Raw genomic sequence first — 20,720 nt, 5'->3', positions numbered from 1 at the left:
CACTCTCGCGCCTCTATCGACACCCCAGTTCCCGGCGTTACCTCCCTCTCGCACCTATGCTGCTGACATGGGACGGGACGACCAGCACGGGATGAGGATGAGACTGCCTCGCGGAGGCCTCAGCGAGGTCGTACCCACCCGTCAGAGTTTGCAGCGTCTGTTCGAGGCGGTGCTCGTGGTGGGGTCAGGTCTCGAACTCGATTCGACCCTGCAGCGCATCGTCGATTCGGCCACCTCGCTGCTCGACGCCCGCTACGGCGCATTGGGTGTGCGTGCCCCCGATGGCGGTCTGGCCGAGTTCGTGTTTCGGGGCATCACCCCGGACGAGCGCGCCGGGATGGGTCATTTCCCGGAAGGTCGCGGGCTGCTCGGCCTACTGATCAACGACCCGCGCCCGGTCCGTCTGCCGAACCTCTCCCGCCATCCCGCATCTGTAGGCCTTCCGCCCGGCCACCCACCGATGAGTAGCTTCCTCGGCGCGCCCATCATGATGCGCGGGACCGTGTTCGGCAGCATTTACCTCACCGAGAAACGCAGCGGTCCCGAGTTCACGGAAGAGGACGAGGTGATCCTGCTCGCTCTCGCCACGTCGGCCGGGGTGGCCGTGGACAACGCCCGGTTGTTCGAGGAGTCGCGAACGCGCGAGCGATGGCTGACGGCGGTCGCCTCCATCACGTCGCGCTTGATGGTCGGTGGCTCACTCGACGAGACCCTACGCACCCTCGCCGGGCAGGTACGCGAATTGTCGAGCGGCGAGGAGGTATTCATCGTCGTCACGCAGGGCGACGGCGCCGTGGTGGGAGCGGATACCGCCGCACGTCCCCTTCCCGACGCCTATCGGATCGCTGCGCAAGCCGAGCCGCTGGCCGAGGTCCAGCATTCCCGGACTCCCGCTCTGCTGACGGGATTGGCCGGTCTGGCACCGTTCTCGCCGGATGCCGGTCGCGCCGCCGTTCTTCCGTTGTCGACGGCATCTGGGGTCGGCGGCGTCCTGGTGGTCACCGCCCGCGGGAACATACCCTGGGACCCCGACGAGGTTTCTCGCCTCGAGTCGGTGGCCGACCTCGCCGCTGTGGCAGTCGAGTTCGCGGACCAGCAACGCAAACAGCGACTGTTGTCGGTACTCGCCGATCGCGACCGGATAGCCCGAGACCTGCACGACAACGTGATTCAGCGTCTCTTCGCCACGGGCATGAGCCTGCAGAGCACCGACGCCGACGAAAATATGCCGGATGCGGTGCGTTCCATCGTGGCCACCGCAGTCGAGCAACTCGATCGGACAGTGCGCGAAATCCGAACCACCATCTTCGATCTTCAGGCCACCGATGCCGCGTCCGCGACGAGCCTGCGCAGACGTCTCCTCGACGTTGTCAGTGATCTCACGGCGCAGTCACCGATCGCTCCCAACGTTCAATTCGCCGGCGCCATCGACACACTCGTACCGAACCGGATCCACCAGCACGCCGAGGCAGTCCTGCGTGAAGCCCTGAGTAATGCACTACGGCATGCACGCGCGACCACGATCGACATCTGCATCGCGGCCGAAGACGAACTCACCATCACGGTAGAGGACGACGGGATCGGCATCACGCCAGGAGACCGTAGCGGCCTGGCCAATCTCGATCACCGGGCAGAGTTGTGCGGCGGCACCTGCACCGTCGAGACGGGCCCCTCGGGGACACTCGTCACATGGCGAGTACCCATCTCCTAGGTCCGGCGCCGCAGCTCGGTCGCCAATACCGCTGCCTGAGTGCGCCTTTGCATTCCCAGCTTGGCCAACAGCCGCGAGACGTAGTTCTTGATCGTCTTCTCGGCGAGGAACAGTCGCTCGGCGATCTCCCGGTTGGTGAGCCCCTCCCCGATCAGCTCGAACACCGCCCGTTCCTGTTCCGACAGTTGCGCGAGCGGATCCTCCCTCCGCTCGGACCGTATGCGCTGCATCAGCGCCGACGTGGCACGGCTGTCGAGTAGCGAACCCCCCTGTCCCACCGTACGGACCGCGGATACCAGGTCGGTGCCGAGAATCTGCTTGAGGACGAAACCGGACGCACCCGCCATGATCGCGTCGAACAACGCCTCGTCGTCCGAATACGATGTGAGCATGAGGCAGCGGAGCGCAGGCAGGGCGGCTCGAAGGTCCCGGCACAGCTCCACCCCATTGCCGTCCGGCAGCCGGACGTCCAGGACGGCGACATCCGCACCACTTGCGGGCAACCGGGCCAACGCCTCCGCTACCGAACCCGCCTCCCCGACCACTTCCAGATCCGGCACGCTGCCGAAGAGGTCGAGAAGGCCCCGGCGAACGATCTCGTGGTCGTCGACGAGAAACACTCGCGTGGTCATGCTTGCTACTGTTCCCGCACGATCATCACCGGACAGTCGGCGGTATGCATCAGGGCATTACTGGTGGAACCGAGCAGCATGCCCGTGAAGCCGCCGCGCCCACGGCTGCCGACCACGACGAGCTGCGCCTTCTCGGCGAATTCACTGAGGACACGCACCGGACGATCCCGCGCGACGACGCGTTCGACCGTGACGTCGGGATACCGCTCCTGGAAGCCGGCGAGCCGCTCGGAAAGTACTACCTCTTCCCCGGTTTGGATACCCCCCCACAAGGGGTCGTCCGGGCTTGCACCGAGCGAAGGCTGAACGCTGACGTCACTCCACACGTTGACCGCGACCAACGTCGACGACGTCGCCGACGCCTGCGCGAAGGCGACGTCCACTGCCGCCTTGCTACTTTCCGAACCGTCGACGCCGACCACGATCGGACCTTCGGTGGGCGGCCGCCCGTCGAGTGTGCGGCCACGCACCACCACCAGCGGGCACTGCGCGTGGGCCGCCACCGAGGATGTGGTGGAACCGACGAGCAACCCGGTGAACTCACCGTGCCCGCGCGAGCCGAGAACCACCATGTGCGCGTCGGCAGACAGGGCGATCAGCGTCTGACTCACCTTGCCCTCGTGCTGCTCGGTGGTGATGTCGAGGCTGCCGTCCACTGTCTGCTTGGCCAGTACGCGGGCACTGCCGAGGCGGGCCTTGGCCGTGTCGGCCAGCTCTTCCTTGAAGCTCTCGGCCAGATAGGGCTCGGTGTAGTAGAAGGCGGGGATATGCACCACCGTCACGATGTGCAATGGCAGGGACAGCGCAGCTGCAGTCCTGGCCGCCCACACGACGGCAGCGGACGCCGACTCGGATCCGTCGACACCCACGATGATCGGCTTATGTCCGGTCATGATCGCCTTCCCCTCCTTCACACCTGCTTCCAGGCACGGCAATTCGGTGGTTCGGTTACCCGCAGATCTTGCGCAGCTTCTCGACCAACTCGACGCGGCCGGCTCGGTCGGCGGCCAGCGGCGACACGGTGAGGGTGGTGACGCCGGACTCGGCGAACGCCGCGACGCGCTCCGCCACGTAACTCTCCGGTCCGATCAGCGAGACGGCCCGGACGAGTTCGTCGGGCACCGCCGCGGTGGCCTCGTCCTTCTTGCCTGCAAGATAGAGATCCTGGATCGTCTCGGCTTCTTTCTCGTAGCCGTACCGGACCGCGAGGTCGTTATAGAAGTTCTTGCCCTTGGCACCCATGCCGCCGATGTACAGCGCGAGACTCGGGCGAACCCAGTCGAGCATGTGCTCCACGTCTTCACCGATAGCGAGCGCCGGCGACGCATAAACCTGCAGCTCACCGAGGCTGGGGTCGCGCTTTGCCTTGCCCTTGGCCAGTGGCTCGCCCCACACACTTGCCGCCTTCTCCGGGTAGTAGAAGATCGGCTCCCAGCCCTCCGCGATCTCGGCCGTCAGCTCGACGTTCTTGGGGCCGAGCGAGGCGATGATGATCGGAATGCGCTCACGCACAGGGTGGTTGATGATCTTGAGTGGCTTCCCGAGGCCTGTGCCCTTATCCGCAGGAAGCGGCACCTGGTAGTACTTGCCCTGGAACTGAACCTTCTCACGACGCCACACCTGACGACAGATCTCGACGACCTCGCGAGTGCGGCCGAGCGGCGCGTCGTACTTGACGCCGTGGAAGCCCTCGATCACCTGTGGGCCCGACGCGCCTAGACCCATCACGAAGCGTCCGTTGGACACGAAGTCGAGACCGGCGGCCGTCATGGCGGTCAGGCTCGGCGTACGGGTGTAGATCTGGAAAATTCCCGAGGCCAGTTCGAGCGTGGACGTCTTGGCGGCCAAATAGCCGAGCTGGCTCACCGCGTCGAACGAGTAGGCCTCGGGCACGAACGCGATGTCGAGGCCCGCCCTCTCCAGGTCTGCGACCTCTTCCACCGTTTCGGCGAATCCGCCGCTGTAGTTCAAGCCCATACCGATGCGCACGTCGCTCCCCAATCCTGGCGTTCTTCTCTAACTCAGCACACTACTGCCGCCGATGGCGTCAGGGGCGTTCAGGCCTCACGACGACGACGGGACAATGGGCGCCGCACACCAGACTGTTACTGGTCGAGCCGAGCAGCATCCCGGTGAACCCGCCCCGGCCGCGGCTGCCGACCACCACGAGCTGCGCCTTCTTCGACCATCCCAGCAGACGGGCACGCGGGTTGTCGACGTAGACCTTTCGGGAAACCTGCACGTCAGGATACTTTTCCTGCCAGCCGGCGAGTCGCTCGGCGAGCACTGCCCGCTCGTCCTCCTCGAGGCCGGCGGGCACCAGCGCGGCGTTGCGGGGGTCGTCGAAGGTCATCGGGCCGAGGTCGCTCCAGACGTGGACGGCCACCAGCGCCGCGTTCCGCAACGAGGCCTCGTGAAAGCCCACGGCGATGGCGCGTTCGCTGGTGCGACTCCCGTCGACCCCGACCACGACCGGGCCGCCGGAGTGCGCGTCACCGCGTACCACCACGACCGGGCAATGCGCGTGACTGGTGACGTTGATCGCGGTATTGCCGAGCAGGGCCGTCGCCGCCGCTCCCGACCCCGATGCTCCGACCACCACCATCCGCGCGGTCTCGGATAGGTCGACGAGCCACTGAGCGCTGCTGCCGATGGACAGCTCGGTGCAGACATCGATGATGGGGTTGACCACGTACGCCTGTTCCTGGGCTTCGGCGAGGATCGTTTTCCCGCTCGCCTCGACCCACTCGTACACACCGCCCGAGTCCATGTAGGGCCCACCGAAACCGTACGGGGCGAAATCGAGCGCGTGGATGATTTTCAGATTCAGTCCGCGTTCGGTGGCCAGTTCAGCCGCCATTCGCACCGCAGCCTTGGAACTGTCCGACCCGTCGACCCCGACGACGACGCTGTTGCGGTCCCGTGCGCTCATGCCTCCACACTATCCCCGGTCGCCAATTCGGGTCTGCCGCCCTTCATCTTTCAGCAACGGGCCGGCATCACCACGCACCAGAGACTCCAGCCCTTTCGCGGGTCGGGCGCTCTGCGGATAGTCCCGTGTGTATATTCCAAAGGGGTTGTTGGACAAATGCATTGGTCGAGTACATCACGACTGCGCGACCCGCCACCGACGGACGGTTGATCGACACCGCTGTCACCGACATCACATCTCTGTTCGACGGCGGGGTGGTGCACCTTTTCCGAGTTCAGCTTTCGGTGATGAGCAGGTCGGCGAGGTTGTCCAGACTCGCACGCACCGTGCGGGAGTACGCCTTGTTGACGATGGGGTCCGCCAACTTGCCGAAGATGCCTCCGAGATCACTTTCGCTGTCGACGCGATAGGTGAACAGGGTGCCGCCGTCGACCTCTTCGAGTCTCGTTGACGCTGTGAACCCGATCTGGCCCTCCACCGACTTGGATACACCGGCCTTCGCCGGCTGATATTCGACGAACTCGCTGACCCGCTCGAATCGCTTACCCAGGATCCGCGTTGCTCCGCGCCACCGGGTGCCTACCCCGGGGTCCCCATCGGTGAGCTGCTCGCATTCGACGATCGACGCTTCCCACGAGGGCCAGTTCTCCGCGACGGTCAGATAATTCCAGACTTCCGAGGGAGGGCGGGCGATGACGACGGACTGCTCGGTAACCGGCATGGCAATCATTCCTTGTACGGATGGCAGATGAATGGACCCGATGAAATAAGACCGGTCCGTTTTTATCGTCCTCCCGAGCCGCGCGTCCGGGGTTCACACTCGCCACGTGTGGACAGGGCTCCCGTCACGCATGTTCTCGACGTACTGACGCATCATGGCGGCGAGCGCGTCCCGCCGGTTCATCCCGGCGTCCTCGTGACGAACTACCTGCGCGCGCTGCCACGCCGCCCCTGTCTGCCGGGTGAGGCATCGGCCCTCGATGACGCTGAGGTAGCGGTCCCGCGCTTTCTGCGACAGGCCGAAGGCCGTCAGTCCCTGGTCGGCGATCGGCAATAACCTCCGCAGAACCAACTCGTCCGCTCCCAGCGTGCCGACACCCGGCCAGTACATCTCGGCATCCATGCCGTGCTGGGCCCCGGCGCGTAGGTTTTCCTCCGCCGCGTTGAACGACATCCGCGTCCATACGGGTTGATCGGCTTCGACCAGTCCTCGTAATGCGCCGTAGTAGAAGGCCGCGTTGGCCATGATGTCGAGCACGGTGGGGCCGGCGGGCAACACCCGGTTCTCGATCCGCAGGTGCGGTTTGCCGTCGGCACAGTCGTAGACGGGACGATTCCAGCGATAGATGGTGCCGTTGTGCATTTGCAGTTCACTCAGGTCGGGAATGCGGCCGGCGTCCAGTTCGGCCGCGGGGTCGACATCAGTCACCTCCGGCAGAAGCGCCGGAAAGTACCGGGAGTTCTCCTCGAACAGGTCGAAGACCGACGAGATCCACCGTTCCCCGAACCACACCCGTGGCCGGACGCCCTGATTCTCGAGCTCGAGGGGTCGGGTATCGGTGGCCTGCTCGAAGATCGGTATGCGCGATTCGTGCCACAGCGCCTTCCCCGCGAGAAACGGCGAGTTGGCTGCCAGCGCGACCTGTGCACCCGCGAGGCACTGCGCAGCATTCCAGTGTGCAGCGAACTCTTCGGGTGCCACTCGCAGATGCAGTTGCAGTGACGTGCATGCTGCCTCGGGGACCACGGAATTGCTGTCGGCACGTAGTTGCTCCTGCGGACGGCCTTCGAGAGCGACGCCCTCGAGGTCGAGTTCGATGTCCTCCCCGCGTGCCGCGAAGATCTGCTCGTTGAGCAGTTCGTACCGAGGGTTGGCCGAGATCCACTCGCGATCCAGGTGCTCGAGCTCGAGGGTCGGCAGCATCCCGATCATGACCAGTTGTGCGTCGTGGCGGTGGATCCGGGCATCGACGACGGACAGTGATGCCCGCAGCGTGCGCTCGAGGTCGAACGTCCCGTCACCGACAAGCGGCCCCGGTTTGACGTTCATCTCCACGTTGAACTGACCCAGCTCGGTCTGGAACACCGCGTCGTCGCCGATCGACTCGAGCACGGCATTGTTGGACATGGCCGGCATCATGTCTGCGTGCACGAGATTGAACTCGATCTCCATGCCCAGCATCGGTCGTGGGGGGTCGATGTCGTCCCGGAAAGCGCCTTCCTTCAGCATGCGTTCGAGCGCGTCGGCGCACATCAGTACCTTCTGGCGGAACAAACGTCGATCTGCTCGGCTGAATGTCCGAGAGGTGACCTCGCGGCCCATGCCACTCCTCTGCTCTGCGACTTCGGTTCCGCGAGCATATCCGTTCGGTCGGCACGAGACCGGGGTGGCGGGATAACCTCGAACCAGACGCTGGTGAGCGGAAGGATCCAAGATGACACCTCACACCGACTCGAGGAATAAACCAGAGTTCAGCGTGGGAACGCGGGTGAAGACCCGCCATTCGGTCGATCCCGAGCTTCCCGAGAAGGAGTGGCCACTCGAGACGGGCGTCATCGTCGACGAGTTCGGCGGCGTCCAGGACATCACCGACGAGTCCTACGGCCGCAACTGGGCCGTGTCGCGCCGATGGGCGATAGCCCTCGACGGTGGGCCCCTCGTCTTCCGTAACGACCCGGATCTCGAGCCGGAATGAGACTCAGGCGTTGGCGCCGGCGTCGCCCCACGTGACAGCCACGCCGTTTTTCTTCAACCAGTGGGCGGGATCGACCTTGTTTCCGGCGGCGTCATGGACCTCGAAATGCAGGTGCGGGCCGGTGGACTGACCACGGTTGCCCACGTGAGCGATCTGCTGTCCGGCGGAGACACGCTGCCCGACGGCGACGGTGTAGTCGTTGACGTGCCCGTACACCGTCACGGTGCCGTCGTCATGAAGCAACCGCACCCACAGGCCGAAACCGGACGCAGCGCCGGCGTCGATGACCTGACCATCGGCGGCCGCAAGGACGGGCGTACCGATGGGAGCGGCGATGTCGATGCCGCCGTGGTGCGCCCCCCAGCGCGAGCCGAAGTTGGAGGTCAGGGTGCCCGAGACCGGCTGTACCGCGTGCGGCTTGACGGGGTTGACCGAGCTCAGCCACTGCTGTGCCTGTGCCCCCAGGTCGGGTCCGCCGAAGTTCTGGACGGCGGCCCCCAAATCTGTGGGCAATTCGAAGCCGGCAGGGAGGACGCCCGCCGGAATCTCGAAGGGAAGGCCGGGAGCGGTGTGCGGGGCTGCCGGCTCGACAGCGTGCGAGTCGGCCGGGGCAGCGGCCGCGCTGCCCGCTCCGAGCTGGGCTGCACCGACGACGAGGGCGCCGGTGGCCGCCGCAACCGTGGCTGCCTTCATGCCCACTCCCGCTCCGGTCTGCGCAGTGCGATGGCGCCCGCGCGCCGCGTCCGGATCGATCTCGAATCGGAGCGAATTGCCGTTCGAGCGGTGGTGGGAACCCACAGTTGATACCTCGTCAGTCGTCGGATTGCAGCACGCCCCGTGTGGGGTGGGCTCCTCTGTCTGGCGACGAATGTAACAAAACGATATAGGTCAGCGCCACCGTGACCGAATCTTTATGCTTTGCGCCGCCCGAGTTCGGCGCGGAATTCGGCATAGCGTGCCTTGTGTGGGGCGCGCGTCCGCACCACCGCCCAGGCGATACCCAGCACGACGAACCAGATGGGCGTGACGAGCAGCGCCTCGAGCGTGTCCTCTTCCTGCGTCAGAGCCCAGAGCAGGAACACAAAGAAGGCCAGCACCACCCAGCACATCACCACACCGCCGGGCATCTTGAAGGCCGACGCCTCGTGCAATTCCGGCCGACGTTTCCGGTAGACCAGGTAACTGGCCAGAATCATCGTCCACACGAACATGAAGAGCACGGACGAGATCGTCGTCACCGTCGTGAAGGCTTCGATCACGGAATCGCCGGAGAAGAGAAGCGCGATGGCCGACAGCAGGAACGTGCACGAGAACATCAAGGCGTTGGCCGGCACCCGGCGCGAGCTGAGCGTGCCCAATCGGGCGGGTGCGTCACCCTCGCGGGCGAGACCGTAAACCATCCGTGACGTCGAGTAGATACCCGAATTGGCCGACGACGCGGCAGAGGTCAACACCACGAACTGAATCACTCCCGCCGCGATCGCGAGACCGGCGAGCGAGAACATCGCCGTGAAGGGACTCTCACCGGGAACCACCCCACGCCACGGCGTGACCGAGATGATCACTGTCAGCGACACCACGTAGAACAGCAGAATTCGGATGGGGATGGAGTTGATCGCCTTCGGAAGGTTCTTCTCCGGATCTTTCGCTTCGGCCGCGGTGGTGCCGACCAGTTCTATGCCCACGAACGCGAACACTGCGATCTGGAATCCGGCGACGAAACCCATTGCGCCAGTGGGGAACATGCCACCGTCGTTCCACAGATTGTCGAAGCCGGCCTGAGCACCGTTCGGAGCCGTGAAGTGGGCGAACACCATGACGAGACCCACCACAATCAGACTGACGATCGCGATGATCTTGACCAGAGCGAACCAGAACTCGGTCTCGCCGAACGCCCGCACGGTGGGGAGGTTCAGCAGAAGCAACGCTGCAATGGCGACGACCGCTGGAATCCACAATTGCAGGTCCGGCCACCAGTACTGCACGTAGCCCGAGATAGCGATGATGTCGGCGATTCCGGTGACGATCCAGCAGAACCAGTACGTCCAGCCGGTGAAGAATCCGGCCCACGGGCCGAGAAGGTCTGCCGCGAAGTCGGAGAAGGACTTGTACTGCAGATTCGAGAGCAGAAGTTCACCCATCGCCCGCATGACGAAGAACAGCATGAAGCCGACGATCATGTACACGAAGATCACCGACGGCCCTGCCAGCGAGATCGTCTTGCCGGAGCCCATGAAGAGGCCCGTGCCGATGGCTCCACCGATCGCAATCAGCTGGATATGACGGTTGGCCAGCTGCCGCGACAGATGCGGTGCTTCCGCTGATCCGGTGGACGGAGTTTCGCCCGATTCCGATCCGATCGCGCCCGTCGAGGAAGTTCGGTCAGCCATGGAAACCCGCAACCCTTTCGTCGTACGTGCCGCGCCCTCGGGGTCTGGCGCCCGAGAAGCGCACCCCACAAAAGCGTGGGTCACGTTACGCGCGATTTCCCCGAGGCCCGCGTTCGAGGGCAGTGTCTTCCGACGCAGGGGTTGACAGGCCACACCCAGCTAAGGCTAACCTTCCTAAATCTTACCGAGGCAGGAGCTGAGTTCATGATCGACGACCTCATCGAGATCGCGTACGCACAGGGCGCCGTGCGGACCGCCGCCCGTGCGAGCAACGGTGTGGACGAGTACGAACTCGCCCGCATCGACTGCGACCGCTCCACCGTGACCGTCGCCGTGCGCGCGGACGGCAAGTTCGCGAAGGCCACGACCATGGACGGGTACCTCACGCTCGGTCAGGTCATGCGGGTCTGCGGCCTCGACTACCGGAACGCCACCTCCTGCGCTCGGCACGCCGTCTCCTGACTGCCAGGCATGGCTTCACCAGGACATCTGTTGCCGACTCTGCACTCCGGATCGCGAGCTCACCACAATTCCCGCTACACTCACCACGGCGTACGCCACGGGTGTACACGCGCCCTCGTAGCTCAGGGGATAGAGCAACCCTCTCCTAAAGGGTAGGTCGCAGGTTCGAATCCTGCCGAGGGCACTGTCAGCCCAGTCTCAGCTCGCAATGGACGCGTGATGCCGTCTCGGTTGTGACTCGATCTGTCGCGACTCCTCGGTTGTGCCGCAGTGCGGCGTCGACCAGCGAGCGGAGGTCCTCCCCGCCCTGCTCGGAGCTGGTGCCGACCAGAATGCAGGACGTCACTTCGTGCAGCAGCGGGCGGGGAATGGTGAACATTCCGGCAACTGCAGCACGCAGGATGATCTCGACAGCGATGCGTCCTTCACCCATGTCCAGGAATTCATCGACCCGACTTCGGGCACCGGCGTCGAGGAAGGGCTCGGCGATCTGCGACAAGTCGTGGGCAACGTCGATCGCATTTCTCATCCGCTGAGTGTAGTGCGACGGCCGTCACCGGGGACCGAAGCGCGAAATCCGACCCCCAACGAGCGGTGAGTGAAACTAGTTGTGACGCACAGTTACTCACATCTCAGAGTGCCGCGCATGCGATGCCGATGACCGCCAACCCGAGCACCGCGTCGAGGACACCGCAGAACTCCGCGAGGGAGCGGTCGACCACCGTATTCGCTCGGTAGTGGTGAAGGTCCCACGCCGCATGAGCGAGCAAACCGGAGCCGACGACGACGGCCCCCACCGTGGGCGCGACCACGACGGCCGTGGCCGCCACTGCACCGTAGGCGGCCATCGCCAGGACCGCAGGCTGCACCCGAAACGTGTGCCCCACGACCGCTCGGCCCACCGCGTAGCCGATTCCGATGACGCCGAACCCCAACAGCACCCATGTGACGTCGACGCCGACGTCCGTGGCGCGCTCCGCCAGTTTTCCCGCGGTGATCACTACGACCGTCCCGAAGAACAGCGGCCACGCGGAGCTTCTGCGCCCCAGCAGTGCGGCACCGAGATACACGAGAGCGGCGGCGGCGAGGACTGGCTCGAGATCGGTGCCACCATCGAACATGACGAACATCGCGAATACGACGGCAGCCAGGGTCGGCCAGCGTTGCAGGACCGAATGGGCCGGGTGGTGAGCGTGCCGTGTGACTGTGGTGCTCATATCGACTTCCCCTCGTGTCAGCGACCGGGTCCTCAAGTCGAACATGCGTGTTCAACTTACTGGCAGCGTAACCTGTACACAACTGTTCGACAAGAGGAAGAGGAGCCACGAGCACCAGCGAGGTACCCAGGAAGTCCGGCCGACGCCGCGCGGACGCGGAACGCAACATCGAAGCGATCCTCGACGCAGCTCACGCATGCCTGAGCTCCGACCCGGACGCCAGCATCGGCGACATCGCGAAAGCCGCCGGAGTCGGGCGGGTCACGCTCTACGGACACTTCCCGACTCGCGCGGAGCTCGTCGACGCAGTCGTCACGCGCGCACTCACCGCCGCCGAACACGCCCTTGCTGTCATCGACCTCTCCGGTGATCCACGGGAGGCCATACACCGGCTCGTCGCCGGTTCCTGGTCACTCACTGCCGATGCCGGTGCACTGGTGGCCGCCGCCGAACGCAGCCTGCCCGCCGCCCAGATACGTGCCGCCCACGACGGGATGCTGGTTCCCGTCGGGAACTTCCTCGAGCGCGGGCGGAGCGAAGGCGTGTTCCGAACCGACCTGCCCACGTCGTGGTTGGCCGCCGTTCTCCACAGTGTCGTGCACTGCGCCGCAACCGAAGTCGATGCCGGACGGCTCGATCCGGGCGACGCCGCGTCCTACATCACCAAGACAGTGCTGGCGTCCTTCGCCCCAAGCTGACAGGACCTGTCGGAGGGTGGAGGTAGTATCGACGTACATTCAACCGGGGGGTGAGTGATGTTGATACAGAACGAGTTAGATGCGACGCCACCAGGCATCGTGGCGCTCGACGCCTTACGAGGGCAGAAGGCCGAACTCGCGCAGGCGCAGTACGCACAGGTTTACGCCATCACCGACTACTACTACCTGTGCTCGAACGAAGACGAGCGACGTGGGATCAATCCCGCGCATTCCGGCATGCACGCCGCAGTCGAACTGTCCGCTGCACTGGGGATGAATGAAGGAACGGTCACCGCGTCGATCGAGTTGGGACTGGAATTACGACACCGTCTCCACCGAACGCGCGAGGCTTTCGCGACCGGCCGGATCGACCTCGCCCAGGCCCGCGTCATCTCCGCCATGCTGACCGGAGTGAGCGATGCCGCCCTCGACATTCTCGAATCCGCAGTGCTGGAGGGCGGTAACGTGCCACCCACCACGCTCCGAGTCCGCTGCCGCCGGCTGATCGCCAAGCACGATCCCGGCAGTCTCCGTCGCCGGGCGAAGCTTGCCGCCGCCGACCGCGATGTCCGGGTGCGGCCCGCCGAGAACGGCATGTCCTTCGTCGACGGACATCTCCCCGCGGCCGACGCCCACGCCATTGGGATGCGGCTACGGGAGATGGCCATTCACGACGTCTGCACCGGCGACCCCCGAACCCTCGCCCAACGCCGTGCCGACGCCCTGACCGCACTCGCAGACGGCAGCGGCAGACTCCTCTGCCGCTGCCTGGACGTCGGCTGCCACACCCGCACCAGGCCCGCTCCTACCCGTCGGGCACCGCTGATCCAGGTGGTAATCAACGCCGAAACACTGCTCGGGTTGGACGAAACCCCGGCCCACCTCGACGGGTACGGTCCCATCGACGCCGACACCGCCCGCCTTCTCGCCGCAGACGGAGTCTTCCAACGCGTCCACGCCCTCACCGAGAACGACGTATCCGGCGACGGCAGCCACATCCTCGGCATCAGTGCCATCGTGAAACACCCTGGCGTACCGAAGGATCTGATCCGTAACGACACCTGCGCCACCACCTACACACCCGGCACCGCGCAGTCCCGCCGCATCCGTACCCGCGACGGACAGTGCCGCTTCCCGAACTGCCAGGTGCCCGCCCGACACTGCGACCTCGACCATACGACTCCGTTCGACCACGACGATCCCAAAAATGGTGATCTCACCGTCGACTCGAATCTCGCCTGCCTTTGCCGACGACACCACCGCCTCAAAACTCGAGGATTGTGGACCGTGAAACAGAGCAGCGCCGGACATCTCGAATGGACGACACCACACGGCGAAACCATGTACACCGAACCCGAAGGTGCCGCAGTCCATCTCGCCCGTACCGCTCACACATCGCGGCACGACCGGACGCTGGCGTTGATGACCCGACGCTCCCACGCCGAGCATGACCTCGACTACCTCATAGAACTTCACCGAACACGACGATCCGCACCAATTGTCCCCGGCATCACCCAGATTCCGGTGTCAGATCCGGCACGCGACGATCCGCCGTTCTAGCGATCTACGACGCGACCCGATCACAGCGCCCGACAGGGTGAGCGGCCAACAGATCGCGGGCCCTGTTCCGCGCCGCGTTGTACTCGTACCACTCGGCTCCTTCATCAACCTCGTGTTGGAGCCGATACAGGGCACACGAGCGTTCCGGCTCCGGCAGTCGATCCAGAGCGGGAACCGCATCGACCGACAACGACCTCAGGTAGCTCACATCGATGCGTCCGGTCTCCTCGAAGCGTTCCACGTTCTTCTGCGCGATATAGGCGTCCGGATCGACCACAGCGAGGAGGAGCACCCCACACACTGCCGAGCCCAGAACTGCACACGGCAGCCACCGCCCCGACAACCGCAGCCCCGCAATGAGCAACAGTACGAACACCAATCCCAGCCATACTTCGGTCACCAGAACGAGCAGGCGCAGCTGCGTGTACCCGTAGTGACTCTCGTACAGCGACATCCGGGCGACCGCCGATGCGACGATGACGAGCGTCAGAACACAGAGCAGGCCGAGCAGCACTCGCACCAGCGTGCGGTCGATCGCCTCCCTCCGCGCCGCCTTGCGGAGAGCAACAGCGATCACCAGCAGCGTCAGCCCCGTCACGGCCAGCAACTGCCAGAAGCCCTGCCGGGCGTACTCGGCGTACGTGAGATCGTCCGTCGTCAACACGTGCCGGTCCCCACCGAACAGCACTCTCAGCTGCACGGCGACGAAACCGAGGAACAGCAAGTTCAGCAGCGCGAGCGGAAAGGCCCACTCCCAGCGGGCAACGGGTCGACCAGGACCGGGGGCGAGTGCGTCCACCCGAGGGGTGCGTCTCAGCAGATAGGCAGCACCCAGCGTCCCACCGCACACGAGCATGCCGAGCACCAGCCTGCCGACCGAATTGGACACCTCCACCGAGGGTGTCGCCTGTTCGAGGAGCTCGGCGAACTTCGCATCGGCACTGGCGAACAGCGATCCGAAGACCAGCAGGAGGACCGCGCTGACGGCGGCCACGCCGAAAACACGAAGCAGCGAGACTCTTTCGGCGGAACTCCAGCGGGAGGCTCCGCGTCGTGTCCAGCGGATCACCCGCAGTGGGGTGAACCACAGCGCGAACGAACCGGCGGCCAGACCCGTCCAGGTTCTGCCTCCGACCACGGCGAAGGACCCGACCACCCAGCTGAGGGCTACACACACGGTGGCCAGCCAGCCGGCGCCCCGAACACTGAGCACAGCGAGCAGGGCGAGTGCAGTGACTACTGCAACTGCCTGCGCAGCTGTGGGTCTCACCGTGCGCGTCGCGAAGACCGCCAGTGCGATCGCGGTACCAGTCAGCAGGTAACCCATCCCGACCACCGTGATGTGGAGAGTGAGAGCAGCGACCACGCCGGCTCCGACGGCGGCGAGGACGATCGCGCGGGGAGCGATCGACGTGCGGTCGCGCCGCCACACTCCCCCCGGCCACGATCGTGTCCGCCGTGTCCGAACTGGTTGGGCAGGTGCGATTGTCATGTGTCCTCCCTGGTTGCATCACCCGGATTCGGGCAGGCGTCATCGCGGGACCGGTGGGTCCCGTGTCTGGTGTGTTCGTGTCAACCGGCGGGCAGGGTCACCCGGATGCAGCAGCCGCGCACCGTGTCGACGACCTCGATGCTGCCGTCGTGCAATTCGACCGCCCAGCGTGCGATCGCGAGTCCGAGCCCGGTTCCCCCATCCGTCGAACCCCCGCGTGTGAAACGCTCGAATACCCGCGAGCGCTCGCCGGGGCTGATGCCGGGGCCGTCGTCCTCCACCTCGATGATCACACCACCCTTTTCCGGAGCGGGGCGGCCGCGCACTACGACCTGGGTGCGGGCGGAGCCGTGCCGAAGAGCGTTGTCGACGAGGTTCGTCACCGCCTGGTGGAGTCGCGCGACGTCGGCATCGACGCAGAGGCCGGACGGCTGCACGTTCACTTGTACCCGCCGTGGTCCTGCCGGTCCCACCGCCTGACGAACCACATCCTCGAGGAAGTCCCGGACCGGGAACCGCTCGCGGTCGAGTTGCACCGCACCCTCTTCCAGGCGCGACAGGTCGAGAAGTTCGGCGACCAACCGGCCCAGCCGCTCGGTCTGATCGAGTGCCACCTGCATCCGGGCCGGATCGGGTTCTTCTACACCGTCGACCACGTTCTCGAGCAGTGCCGACAGTGCGGAAATCGGTGTGCGGAGCTCGTGCGAGACGTTGCCGATCAGTTCGCGGCGATAGCGGTCGGCTGCCTCGAGATCCTCGGCCATGGAGTTGAATGCGCGGGCCAGTTCACCGATTTCGTCTCTCGACGTCGACCGCACCCGGCGGGAGTAGTCGCCCGTCGCCATCGCGCGGGCCGCAGCCGTCATCTCTCGCAGGGGCGAGGTCATCCCGTGCGCGAGGATCTGGGTCACTGCTAACGACACCAGCATCGCCAGGGCGAGCGCGTATCGGAAGGGCCAGCGCGCCGTCACCCAGAACATGAGGGAGGCGAGGAACAGTGCCGCGACCACGAGTAACCCGGTCTTGACCTTGAACGACCTGAAGGGATCGAGCGGTCGGGGCAACCTGTCGACGATCCGTCCGCCACCGACCCGGTCACCGGCGCTCACTTCTGCACGTCCAGCGCGTAGCCGACGCCATGGACCGTGCGGATGAGGTCGCCGCCGAGTTTGCGGCGCAGGGCCTTGACGTGGCTGTCGACGGTCCTGCTGCCGGCCACGTCACCCCATCCCCAGACCTCCGCGAGCAGCGACTCCCGGGAGATGGCTGCCCGTGGGCGAGATGCGAAATGCGCGAGAAGGTCGAACTCCGTTCTCGTGAGGTGTATTTCATCGTCACCGCGCCGGACCCGTCGCTCGACGAGATCCACCTCGAGATCACCCACCGACATCCCCGCCTGTCCGCTGGAGGCGGCCTCGGTTGCCCGTTCGGCGCGGCGCACGAGCGCGTGCACCCTGGCCACGAGCACCCGCATGCTGAATGGCTTGCTCAGGTAGTCGTCCGCACCCACCCCGAGCCCGATGAGCATGTCTGTTTCGTCCGCTCGGGCGGTGAGCATCAACACCGGTACCGGCCGTGCGGCCTGCACCCTCCTGCAGACCTCGAGCCCGTCGAATCCGGGCAGCATCACATCCAGGACGAGCAGGTCTGGTTCGGAGGCCTCGCATTCCGCAACGGCACCCGGACCGTCGGACGCCGTGACGACATCGAAGCCCTCGGCCCGCAACCTGGCGGCGACCGACTCGCAGATCGTCGCCTCGTCGTCGACGACGAGCACTCTTCGCTGGCTCATGCCCCGACTGTATTGCCCGCGCGTGCGGATCCCCGTCAGAGCCTGTGAAGATTCTGTGCAGGTTTGCCCGCGCACGGGGTGGTGGATCGTCACCCTGGGGTCGCTGTCGCGGCGTTCGTCTTCAGCGCACGCTTGAGTCATCAGCCCGGCACACCCCCTACCCCACCGGAGGCCTACACCGTGACCACCACCGCAACCCGCATCGCACTCGGCACCACCGCCGCCATTGCCTTCTCGTTCGTGGGGACGGCAGTCGTCCTCCTCGCCGGCGGGCACATCGACGGCGCACCCTCACCGACGTCCGACAGGAGCAACTCGCAGCAGCGAGTTCTTCCCGGTATCGCTGCTGTGCCCGGTGCCGTCGCGGTGGATCCGGGTACTGCGGCGGCCGATATCGAGGTCGCGGCTCCCGGACCGGAGGTCGTCCCACCGATCGTCTTCGCGCCCGCACCCCAGGTCGCAGCACCCCAGGTCGTTGCGCCGCCGGTCGGGGTACCCCAGGTCGCAGCGCCCCCAGTCGTGATTCCCCCGATCGCACAGCCGCCCGTCGCCAAACCGCCGGTCGTCGAACCGCCGGTCGTCGAACCGCCAGTCGTCGAACCGCCAGTCGTCGAACCGCCGGTCGTGGTGGATCCGGTCAAGCCGCCGAAGCGCCCGTTCCCCTTCCCCGGGAAGATCGACGACGAAGTCCTCTCGCCCGCGACCGATCCCTTCCCGGCCGGTGGCGGACCGAAGCCCCGGCCGCCGAGCGTTCCGCAGGCCCCCGGTGGAGTGGGCGGGTCCGTGGGAGGAACGACTGTCGGCGAGTAAGTGGATCGGAGCGCTACGATTCGTCCACCACATCCGCCGGCCGCTTGTCTTCCCGCAACCCACGCCAGCTCGGGTGTCGTAGTCGTCCGGCGCCGGTCCATTCCATGAATCGCACCTCCCCCACCAGAGTGGGTTCCACCCACACCGCACCTTTACGGTCGGCGGTCGGGAGGTCGTCGACGAAGGGGCTGGTTTCGGTCTCGAGCGGGCCGAGGGTGGATGCGAGTTCCTCCAGGTCGCGCTGGGTGAATCCGGTACCTACCCGGCCCACGTAGCGCAGTCCGCCGTCCTGGGGGATTCCGAGAAGAATAGAACCGATCCCCCGGGAACGGCCGCCCTGCCCGCGCCGCCAACCTCCTATCACCGCTTCCTGAGTCCGCCAGTTCTTCACCTTGATCCAGCTCGACCCACGCTTTCCCGGCAAGTACACGGACTCACGACGTTTGGCCACCACACCTTCCCAACCGCGGCGGCCACTCTCCTCCAGCGCCTCCTCCGCCGTACCGTGTAGCTGCGGCGGCACCACGAGGTCGTCGACCTTCGCGGCGAGGGCTTCGAGCACCCGACGGCGGTCGGTGTACTTCTTCCGCAGCAACGACACACCGTCCAGGTACAGCACGTCGAACGCCAGGAAGTGGGGGTCGTTTCCTTGTTGGAGCAGGCCGAAACTGGTGATTCCGTGCCGATCGAAGGCGACCACCTCACCGTCGAGGACGACGTCGTGGTCGGCGAGAGCGTCTGCAAGCCAGCCCAATCCAAGATAGTCGCGGGTCTTGTCGTTACCTGCCCGGCTGCGCAGACGCAGTTCTCCCCCACCGATCTCGGCGATCACTCTGATGCCGTCCCATTTTCCTTCGAAAGCCCACTCGTCGGGATCGAGCCCGTCGAGGGTGCCCGGCGTCGCCAGCATCGGTGAAAGATCCCGTGGCAGTTCGGCGGATGTCGATTCCCCGGTCGACTGGTCTTTCATCAGATGCATCAACCACTGGTCACCTTTGGTGCGGATCAGCGCGAAACGACCCTCCACCTGCTCGCCGTGCAACTGCACGATCACTTCGTCGTCGCGCCACTTCTCGACGTCGTACGTGCCGGTGTCCCAGATCGTCATGGTTCCGCCGCCGTACTCCCCCTTGGGGATGGTGCCCGAGAAGGTCAGGTATTCGAGCGGGTGGTCCTCGGTGTGGACGGCCAACCGGTTCTCACCGGTGGAGGTGGGCACATTCTTCGGCACCGCCCACGACACCAGCACTCCTTCGCGCTCCAGCCGGAGGTCGTAGTGCAGGCGCCGGGCATGATGTTCCTGAATGACGAAACTGTTGCCCGCACCGGGTTTGACCTTGTCCGGCATCGGTTCCGGGGTTCGGCTCGGGTCGCGTTTGCGGCGATAGTCAGCCAGCGTCGCGTCGTTCTCCCACGGCGGGTCGAGATCGGCCAGCAGGTCACCGTCGGTCTCCCACCGCTCGAGCACTTCCGTGAAGCTCAACTGCCGTAACTCCGGATCGTCGAGTTCGTCCCAGCTGCGCGGCGCCGCGACCAACGGCTGCGGTCGTCCCCGCAACGAGTACGGCGCGATGGTCGTCTTCGACGGATTGTTCTGACTCCAGTCGACGAACACCTTCCCGGCGCGAACCGCTTTGGCCATCGTGGCGGTGACCAGGTCGGGCATCAGCTTCTCCAGGCCCGTCGCCACCTGCTTCGCGACGGTCGACGCCCCCGACCCCTCCAACTTCCGGTCGAGGGGCACATAGAGGTGAATGCCCTTGCTGCCGCTCGTCACCGGGAAGGCGGTCCAGCCGAGCTCGGCTACGAGGTCCCGGACGGCGCGGGCAACCTCGGCGCATTCCGGCAGACCCACGCCCGGTCCCGGGTCGAGGTCGAAGACGATCCGGGTGGCCGGTCCGCGCCGCGACCCGTCGAATCGCCACTGCGGCACGTGGATTTCGAGCGCGGCCTGCTGACCCGCCCAGGCGAGCGCCGCCACAGAGTTGAGAATCGGATAGTGCACGGAACGGTCGGAGTGTTCCAGGGCCCGTCGTTCCAGCCAGGCAGGGGCCGAAGCGGCCAGGTTCTTCTCGAAGAACGGGTCGCTCTCCACGCCGTTCGGCCAACGTTTACGGGTGGCGGCCCGATCGAGGATGTGGGGAATCATCGCGGGCGCGATGTGCGTGTAGTACTCGATCACCTCACGCTTGGTGGTGCCCGACTCGGGGTAGAGGACCTTGTCCAGGTTGGTCAGCGACAGCCGATGTCCGTCGACCGTCACCTGCCGGGTTCCCGTGCTCGCCATCGACACCCTTCCGCCGTCAATACATACATATTGTGCGCTGC

At 65.6% G+C, this 20,720-nt stretch carries 20 protein-coding genes, 1 tRNA gene and 1 pseudogene; 8 read left to right on the top strand and 14 right to left on the bottom strand.

All coding sequences use genetic code 11. The features are described from left to right. Positions 1–97: 97 nt before the first annotated feature. Positions 98–1,711: a sensor histidine kinase gene (locus tag CBI38_RS07020; RefSeq protein WP_230990101.1), complete on the top strand. Its 1,614-nt coding sequence runs from the start codon at positions 98–100 to the stop codon at positions 1,709–1,711. On the opposite strand, the gene CBI38_RS07015 is transcribed toward CBI38_RS07020, so the two are convergent. The 6 genes from CBI38_RS07015 to CBI38_RS06990 form a co-directional block, all read right to left on the bottom strand. Continuing rightward, complete coding sequence (locus CBI38_RS07015) at positions 1,708–2,343, bottom strand: response regulator (protein WP_109327551.1); 636 nt, start codon at positions 2,341–2,343, stop codon at positions 1,708–1,710. The two genes, CBI38_RS07020 and CBI38_RS07015, sit on opposite strands and share 4 nt — an antisense overlap. A gap of 5 nt (positions 2,344–2,348) precedes the next feature. Beyond that, a complete protein-coding gene (locus CBI38_RS07010; protein WP_109334909.1) occupies positions 2,349–3,236 on the bottom strand; it encodes a universal stress protein in 888 nt (295 codons plus the stop codon). A gap of 55 nt (positions 3,237–3,291) precedes the next feature. Then, on the bottom strand, positions 3,292–4,332 hold the full coding sequence (locus CBI38_RS07005) for an LLM class F420-dependent oxidoreductase (protein ID WP_109327549.1): 1,041 nt from the start codon (positions 4,330–4,332) through the stop codon (positions 3,292–3,294). A 58-nt stretch (positions 4,333–4,390) separates the two neighbouring features. Next, positions 4,391–5,275, bottom strand: coding sequence for a universal stress protein (locus CBI38_RS07000; protein WP_109327547.1), 885 nt, complete (start codon positions 5,273–5,275; stop codon positions 4,391–4,393). Between the two features lie 274 nt (positions 5,276–5,549). Next, positions 5,550–6,005 (bottom strand): SRPBCC family protein, encoded by a 456-nt coding sequence (locus tag CBI38_RS06995; protein ID WP_109327545.1) that lies wholly within the window; start codon positions 6,003–6,005, stop codon positions 5,550–5,552. Between the two features lie 84 nt (positions 6,006–6,089). Continuing rightward, a complete protein-coding gene (locus CBI38_RS06990) occupies positions 6,090–7,598 on the bottom strand; it encodes a glutamate-cysteine ligase family protein (RefSeq protein WP_109327543.1) in 1,509 nt (502 codons plus the stop codon). A gap of 112 nt (positions 7,599–7,710) precedes the next feature. On the opposite strand from CBI38_RS06990, the gene CBI38_RS06985 reads away from it, so the two are divergent. Then, the gene (locus CBI38_RS06985) at positions 7,711–7,971 is read left to right on the top strand and encodes a hypothetical protein (protein WP_109327541.1); all 261 of its coding nucleotides are present in this window, start codon (positions 7,711–7,713) and stop codon (positions 7,969–7,971) included. A 3-nt stretch (positions 7,972–7,974) separates the two neighbouring features. On the opposite strand, the gene CBI38_RS06980 is transcribed toward CBI38_RS06985, so the two are convergent. Continuing rightward, positions 7,975–8,769, bottom strand: coding sequence for a M23 family metallopeptidase (locus CBI38_RS06980; protein ID WP_109327539.1), 795 nt, complete (start codon positions 8,767–8,769; stop codon positions 7,975–7,977). A gap of 113 nt (positions 8,770–8,882) precedes the next feature. Continuing rightward, the gene (gene cycA, locus CBI38_RS06975) at positions 8,883–10,361 is read right to left on the bottom strand and encodes a D-serine/D-alanine/glycine transporter (protein ID WP_162603190.1); all 1,479 of its coding nucleotides are present in this window, start codon (positions 10,359–10,361) and stop codon (positions 8,883–8,885) included. A 204-nt stretch (positions 10,362–10,565) separates the two neighbouring features. Here cycA and CBI38_RS06970 point away from each other — a divergent pair, with 204 nt between their 5' ends. Both CBI38_RS06970 and CBI38_RS06965 read left to right on the top strand, forming a co-directional pair. Next, positions 10,566–10,823, top strand: a complete 258-nt coding sequence (locus CBI38_RS06970) for a hypothetical protein (protein ID WP_109327537.1) — start codon at positions 10,566–10,568, stop codon at positions 10,821–10,823. A 111-nt stretch (positions 10,824–10,934) separates the two neighbouring features. Next, positions 10,935–11,007: transfer RNA gene (locus CBI38_RS06965), tRNA-Arg, on the top strand. Between the two features lie 3 nt (positions 11,008–11,010). On the opposite strand, the gene CBI38_RS06960 is transcribed toward CBI38_RS06965, so the two are convergent. Next, positions 11,011–11,352: a hypothetical protein gene (locus CBI38_RS06960; RefSeq protein ID WP_109327535.1), complete on the bottom strand. Its 342-nt coding sequence runs from the start codon at positions 11,350–11,352 to the stop codon at positions 11,011–11,013. Between the two features lie 103 nt (positions 11,353–11,455). After that, positions 11,456–12,040, bottom strand: a complete 585-nt coding sequence (locus CBI38_RS06955) for a hypothetical protein (RefSeq protein ID WP_109327534.1) — start codon at positions 12,038–12,040, stop codon at positions 11,456–11,458. Positions 12,041–12,207: 167 nt separating this feature from the next. On the opposite strand from CBI38_RS06955, the pseudogene CBI38_RS40075 reads away from it, so the two are divergent. From CBI38_RS40075 to CBI38_RS06945, 3 genes and pseudogenes are all read left to right on the top strand, one after another. Then, a pseudogene (locus CBI38_RS40075) lies at positions 12,208–12,339 on the top strand (TetR/AcrR family transcriptional regulator); the annotation flags it as partial. 138 nt (positions 12,340–12,477) lie between these two features. Further along, on the top strand, positions 12,478–12,738 hold the full coding sequence (locus CBI38_RS38845) for a hypothetical protein (protein ID WP_230990100.1): 261 nt from the start codon (positions 12,478–12,480) through the stop codon (positions 12,736–12,738). A 57-nt stretch (positions 12,739–12,795) separates the two neighbouring features. After that, positions 12,796–14,298, top strand: a complete 1,503-nt coding sequence (locus CBI38_RS06945) for an HNH endonuclease signature motif containing protein (protein ID WP_162603189.1) — start codon at positions 12,796–12,798, stop codon at positions 14,296–14,298. 4 nt (positions 14,299–14,302) lie between these two features. On the opposite strand, the gene CBI38_RS06940 is transcribed toward CBI38_RS06945, so the two are convergent. The 3 genes from CBI38_RS06940 to CBI38_RS06930 form a co-directional block, all read right to left on the bottom strand. Continuing rightward, complete coding sequence (locus tag CBI38_RS06940; protein ID WP_109327528.1) at positions 14,303–15,790, bottom strand: DUF4153 domain-containing protein; 1,488 nt, start codon at positions 15,788–15,790, stop codon at positions 14,303–14,305. Between the two features lie 80 nt (positions 15,791–15,870). Then, positions 15,871–16,899: a HAMP domain-containing sensor histidine kinase gene (locus CBI38_RS06935; protein WP_162603188.1), complete on the bottom strand. Its 1,029-nt coding sequence runs from the start codon at positions 16,897–16,899 to the stop codon at positions 15,871–15,873. Next, on the bottom strand, positions 16,896–17,582 hold the full coding sequence (locus CBI38_RS06930) for a response regulator transcription factor (RefSeq protein WP_109327526.1): 687 nt from the start codon (positions 17,580–17,582) through the stop codon (positions 16,896–16,898). Before CBI38_RS06930 ends, CBI38_RS06935 begins: the two co-directional genes overlap by 4 nt. 180 nt (positions 17,583–17,762) lie before the next feature. Between CBI38_RS06930 and CBI38_RS06925 the strand changes: the two genes are divergently transcribed. Then, complete coding sequence (locus CBI38_RS06925) at positions 17,763–18,392, top strand: hypothetical protein (protein WP_230990099.1); 630 nt, start codon at positions 17,763–17,765, stop codon at positions 18,390–18,392. Between the two features lie 13 nt (positions 18,393–18,405). On the opposite strand, the gene CBI38_RS06920 is transcribed toward CBI38_RS06925, so the two are convergent. Then, positions 18,406–20,679, bottom strand: coding sequence for an ATP-dependent DNA ligase (locus CBI38_RS06920; RefSeq protein ID WP_109327524.1), 2,274 nt, complete (start codon positions 20,677–20,679; stop codon positions 18,406–18,408). Positions 20,680–20,720: the final 41 nt, after the last annotated feature.

It is taken from the genome of Rhodococcus oxybenzonivorans, from assembly GCF_003130705.1.
GTDB lineage: Bacteria > Actinomycetota > Actinomycetes > Mycobacteriales > Mycobacteriaceae > Rhodococcus_F > Rhodococcus_F oxybenzonivorans.
This window is presented reverse-complemented; position numbering and strand designations above follow the sequence as displayed.

Coding starts and splice junctions, on each gene's coding strand:
- CBI38_RS07020 (WP_230990101.1), top strand. CDS start 98: ATGAGACTGCCTCGCGGAGGCCTCAGCGAGGTCGTACCCACCCGTCAG.
- CBI38_RS07015 (WP_109327551.1), bottom strand. CDS start 2,343: ATGACCACGCGAGTGTTTCTCGTCGACGACCACGAGATCGTTCGCCGG.
- CBI38_RS07010 (WP_109334909.1), bottom strand. CDS start 3,236: ATGACCGGACATAAGCCGATCATCGTGGGTGTCGACGGATCCGAGTCG.
- CBI38_RS07000 (WP_109327547.1), bottom strand. CDS start 5,275: ATGAGCGCACGGGACCGCAACAGCGTCGTCGTCGGGGTCGACGGGTCG.
- CBI38_RS06995 (WP_109327545.1), bottom strand. CDS start 6,005: ATGATTGCCATGCCGGTTACCGAGCAGTCCGTCGTCATCGCCCGCCCT.
- CBI38_RS06990 (WP_109327543.1), bottom strand. CDS start 7,598: ATGGGCCGCGAGGTCACCTCTCGGACATTCAGCCGAGCAGATCGACGT.
- CBI38_RS06985 (WP_109327541.1), top strand. CDS start 7,711: ATGACACCTCACACCGACTCGAGGAATAAACCAGAGTTCAGCGTGGGA.
- cycA (WP_162603190.1), bottom strand. CDS start 10,361: ATGGCTGACCGAACTTCCTCGACGGGCGCGATCGGATCGGAATCGGGC.
- CBI38_RS06970 (WP_109327537.1), top strand. CDS start 10,566: ATGATCGACGACCTCATCGAGATCGCGTACGCACAGGGCGCCGTGCGG.
- CBI38_RS06960 (WP_109327535.1), bottom strand. CDS start 11,352: ATGAGAAATGCGATCGACGTTGCCCACGACTTGTCGCAGATCGCCGAG.
- CBI38_RS06955 (WP_109327534.1), bottom strand. CDS start 12,040: ATGAGCACCACAGTCACACGGCACGCTCACCACCCGGCCCATTCGGTC.
- CBI38_RS06945 (WP_162603189.1), top strand. CDS start 12,796: ATGTTGATACAGAACGAGTTAGATGCGACGCCACCAGGCATCGTGGCG.
- CBI38_RS06940 (WP_109327528.1), bottom strand. CDS start 15,790: ATGACAATCGCACCTGCCCAACCAGTTCGGACACGGCGGACACGATCG.
- CBI38_RS06930 (WP_109327526.1), bottom strand. CDS start 17,582: ATGAGCCAGCGAAGAGTGCTCGTCGTCGACGACGAGGCGACGATCTGC.
- CBI38_RS06920 (WP_109327524.1), bottom strand. CDS start 20,679: ATGGCGAGCACGGGAACCCGGCAGGTGACGGTCGACGGACATCGGCTG.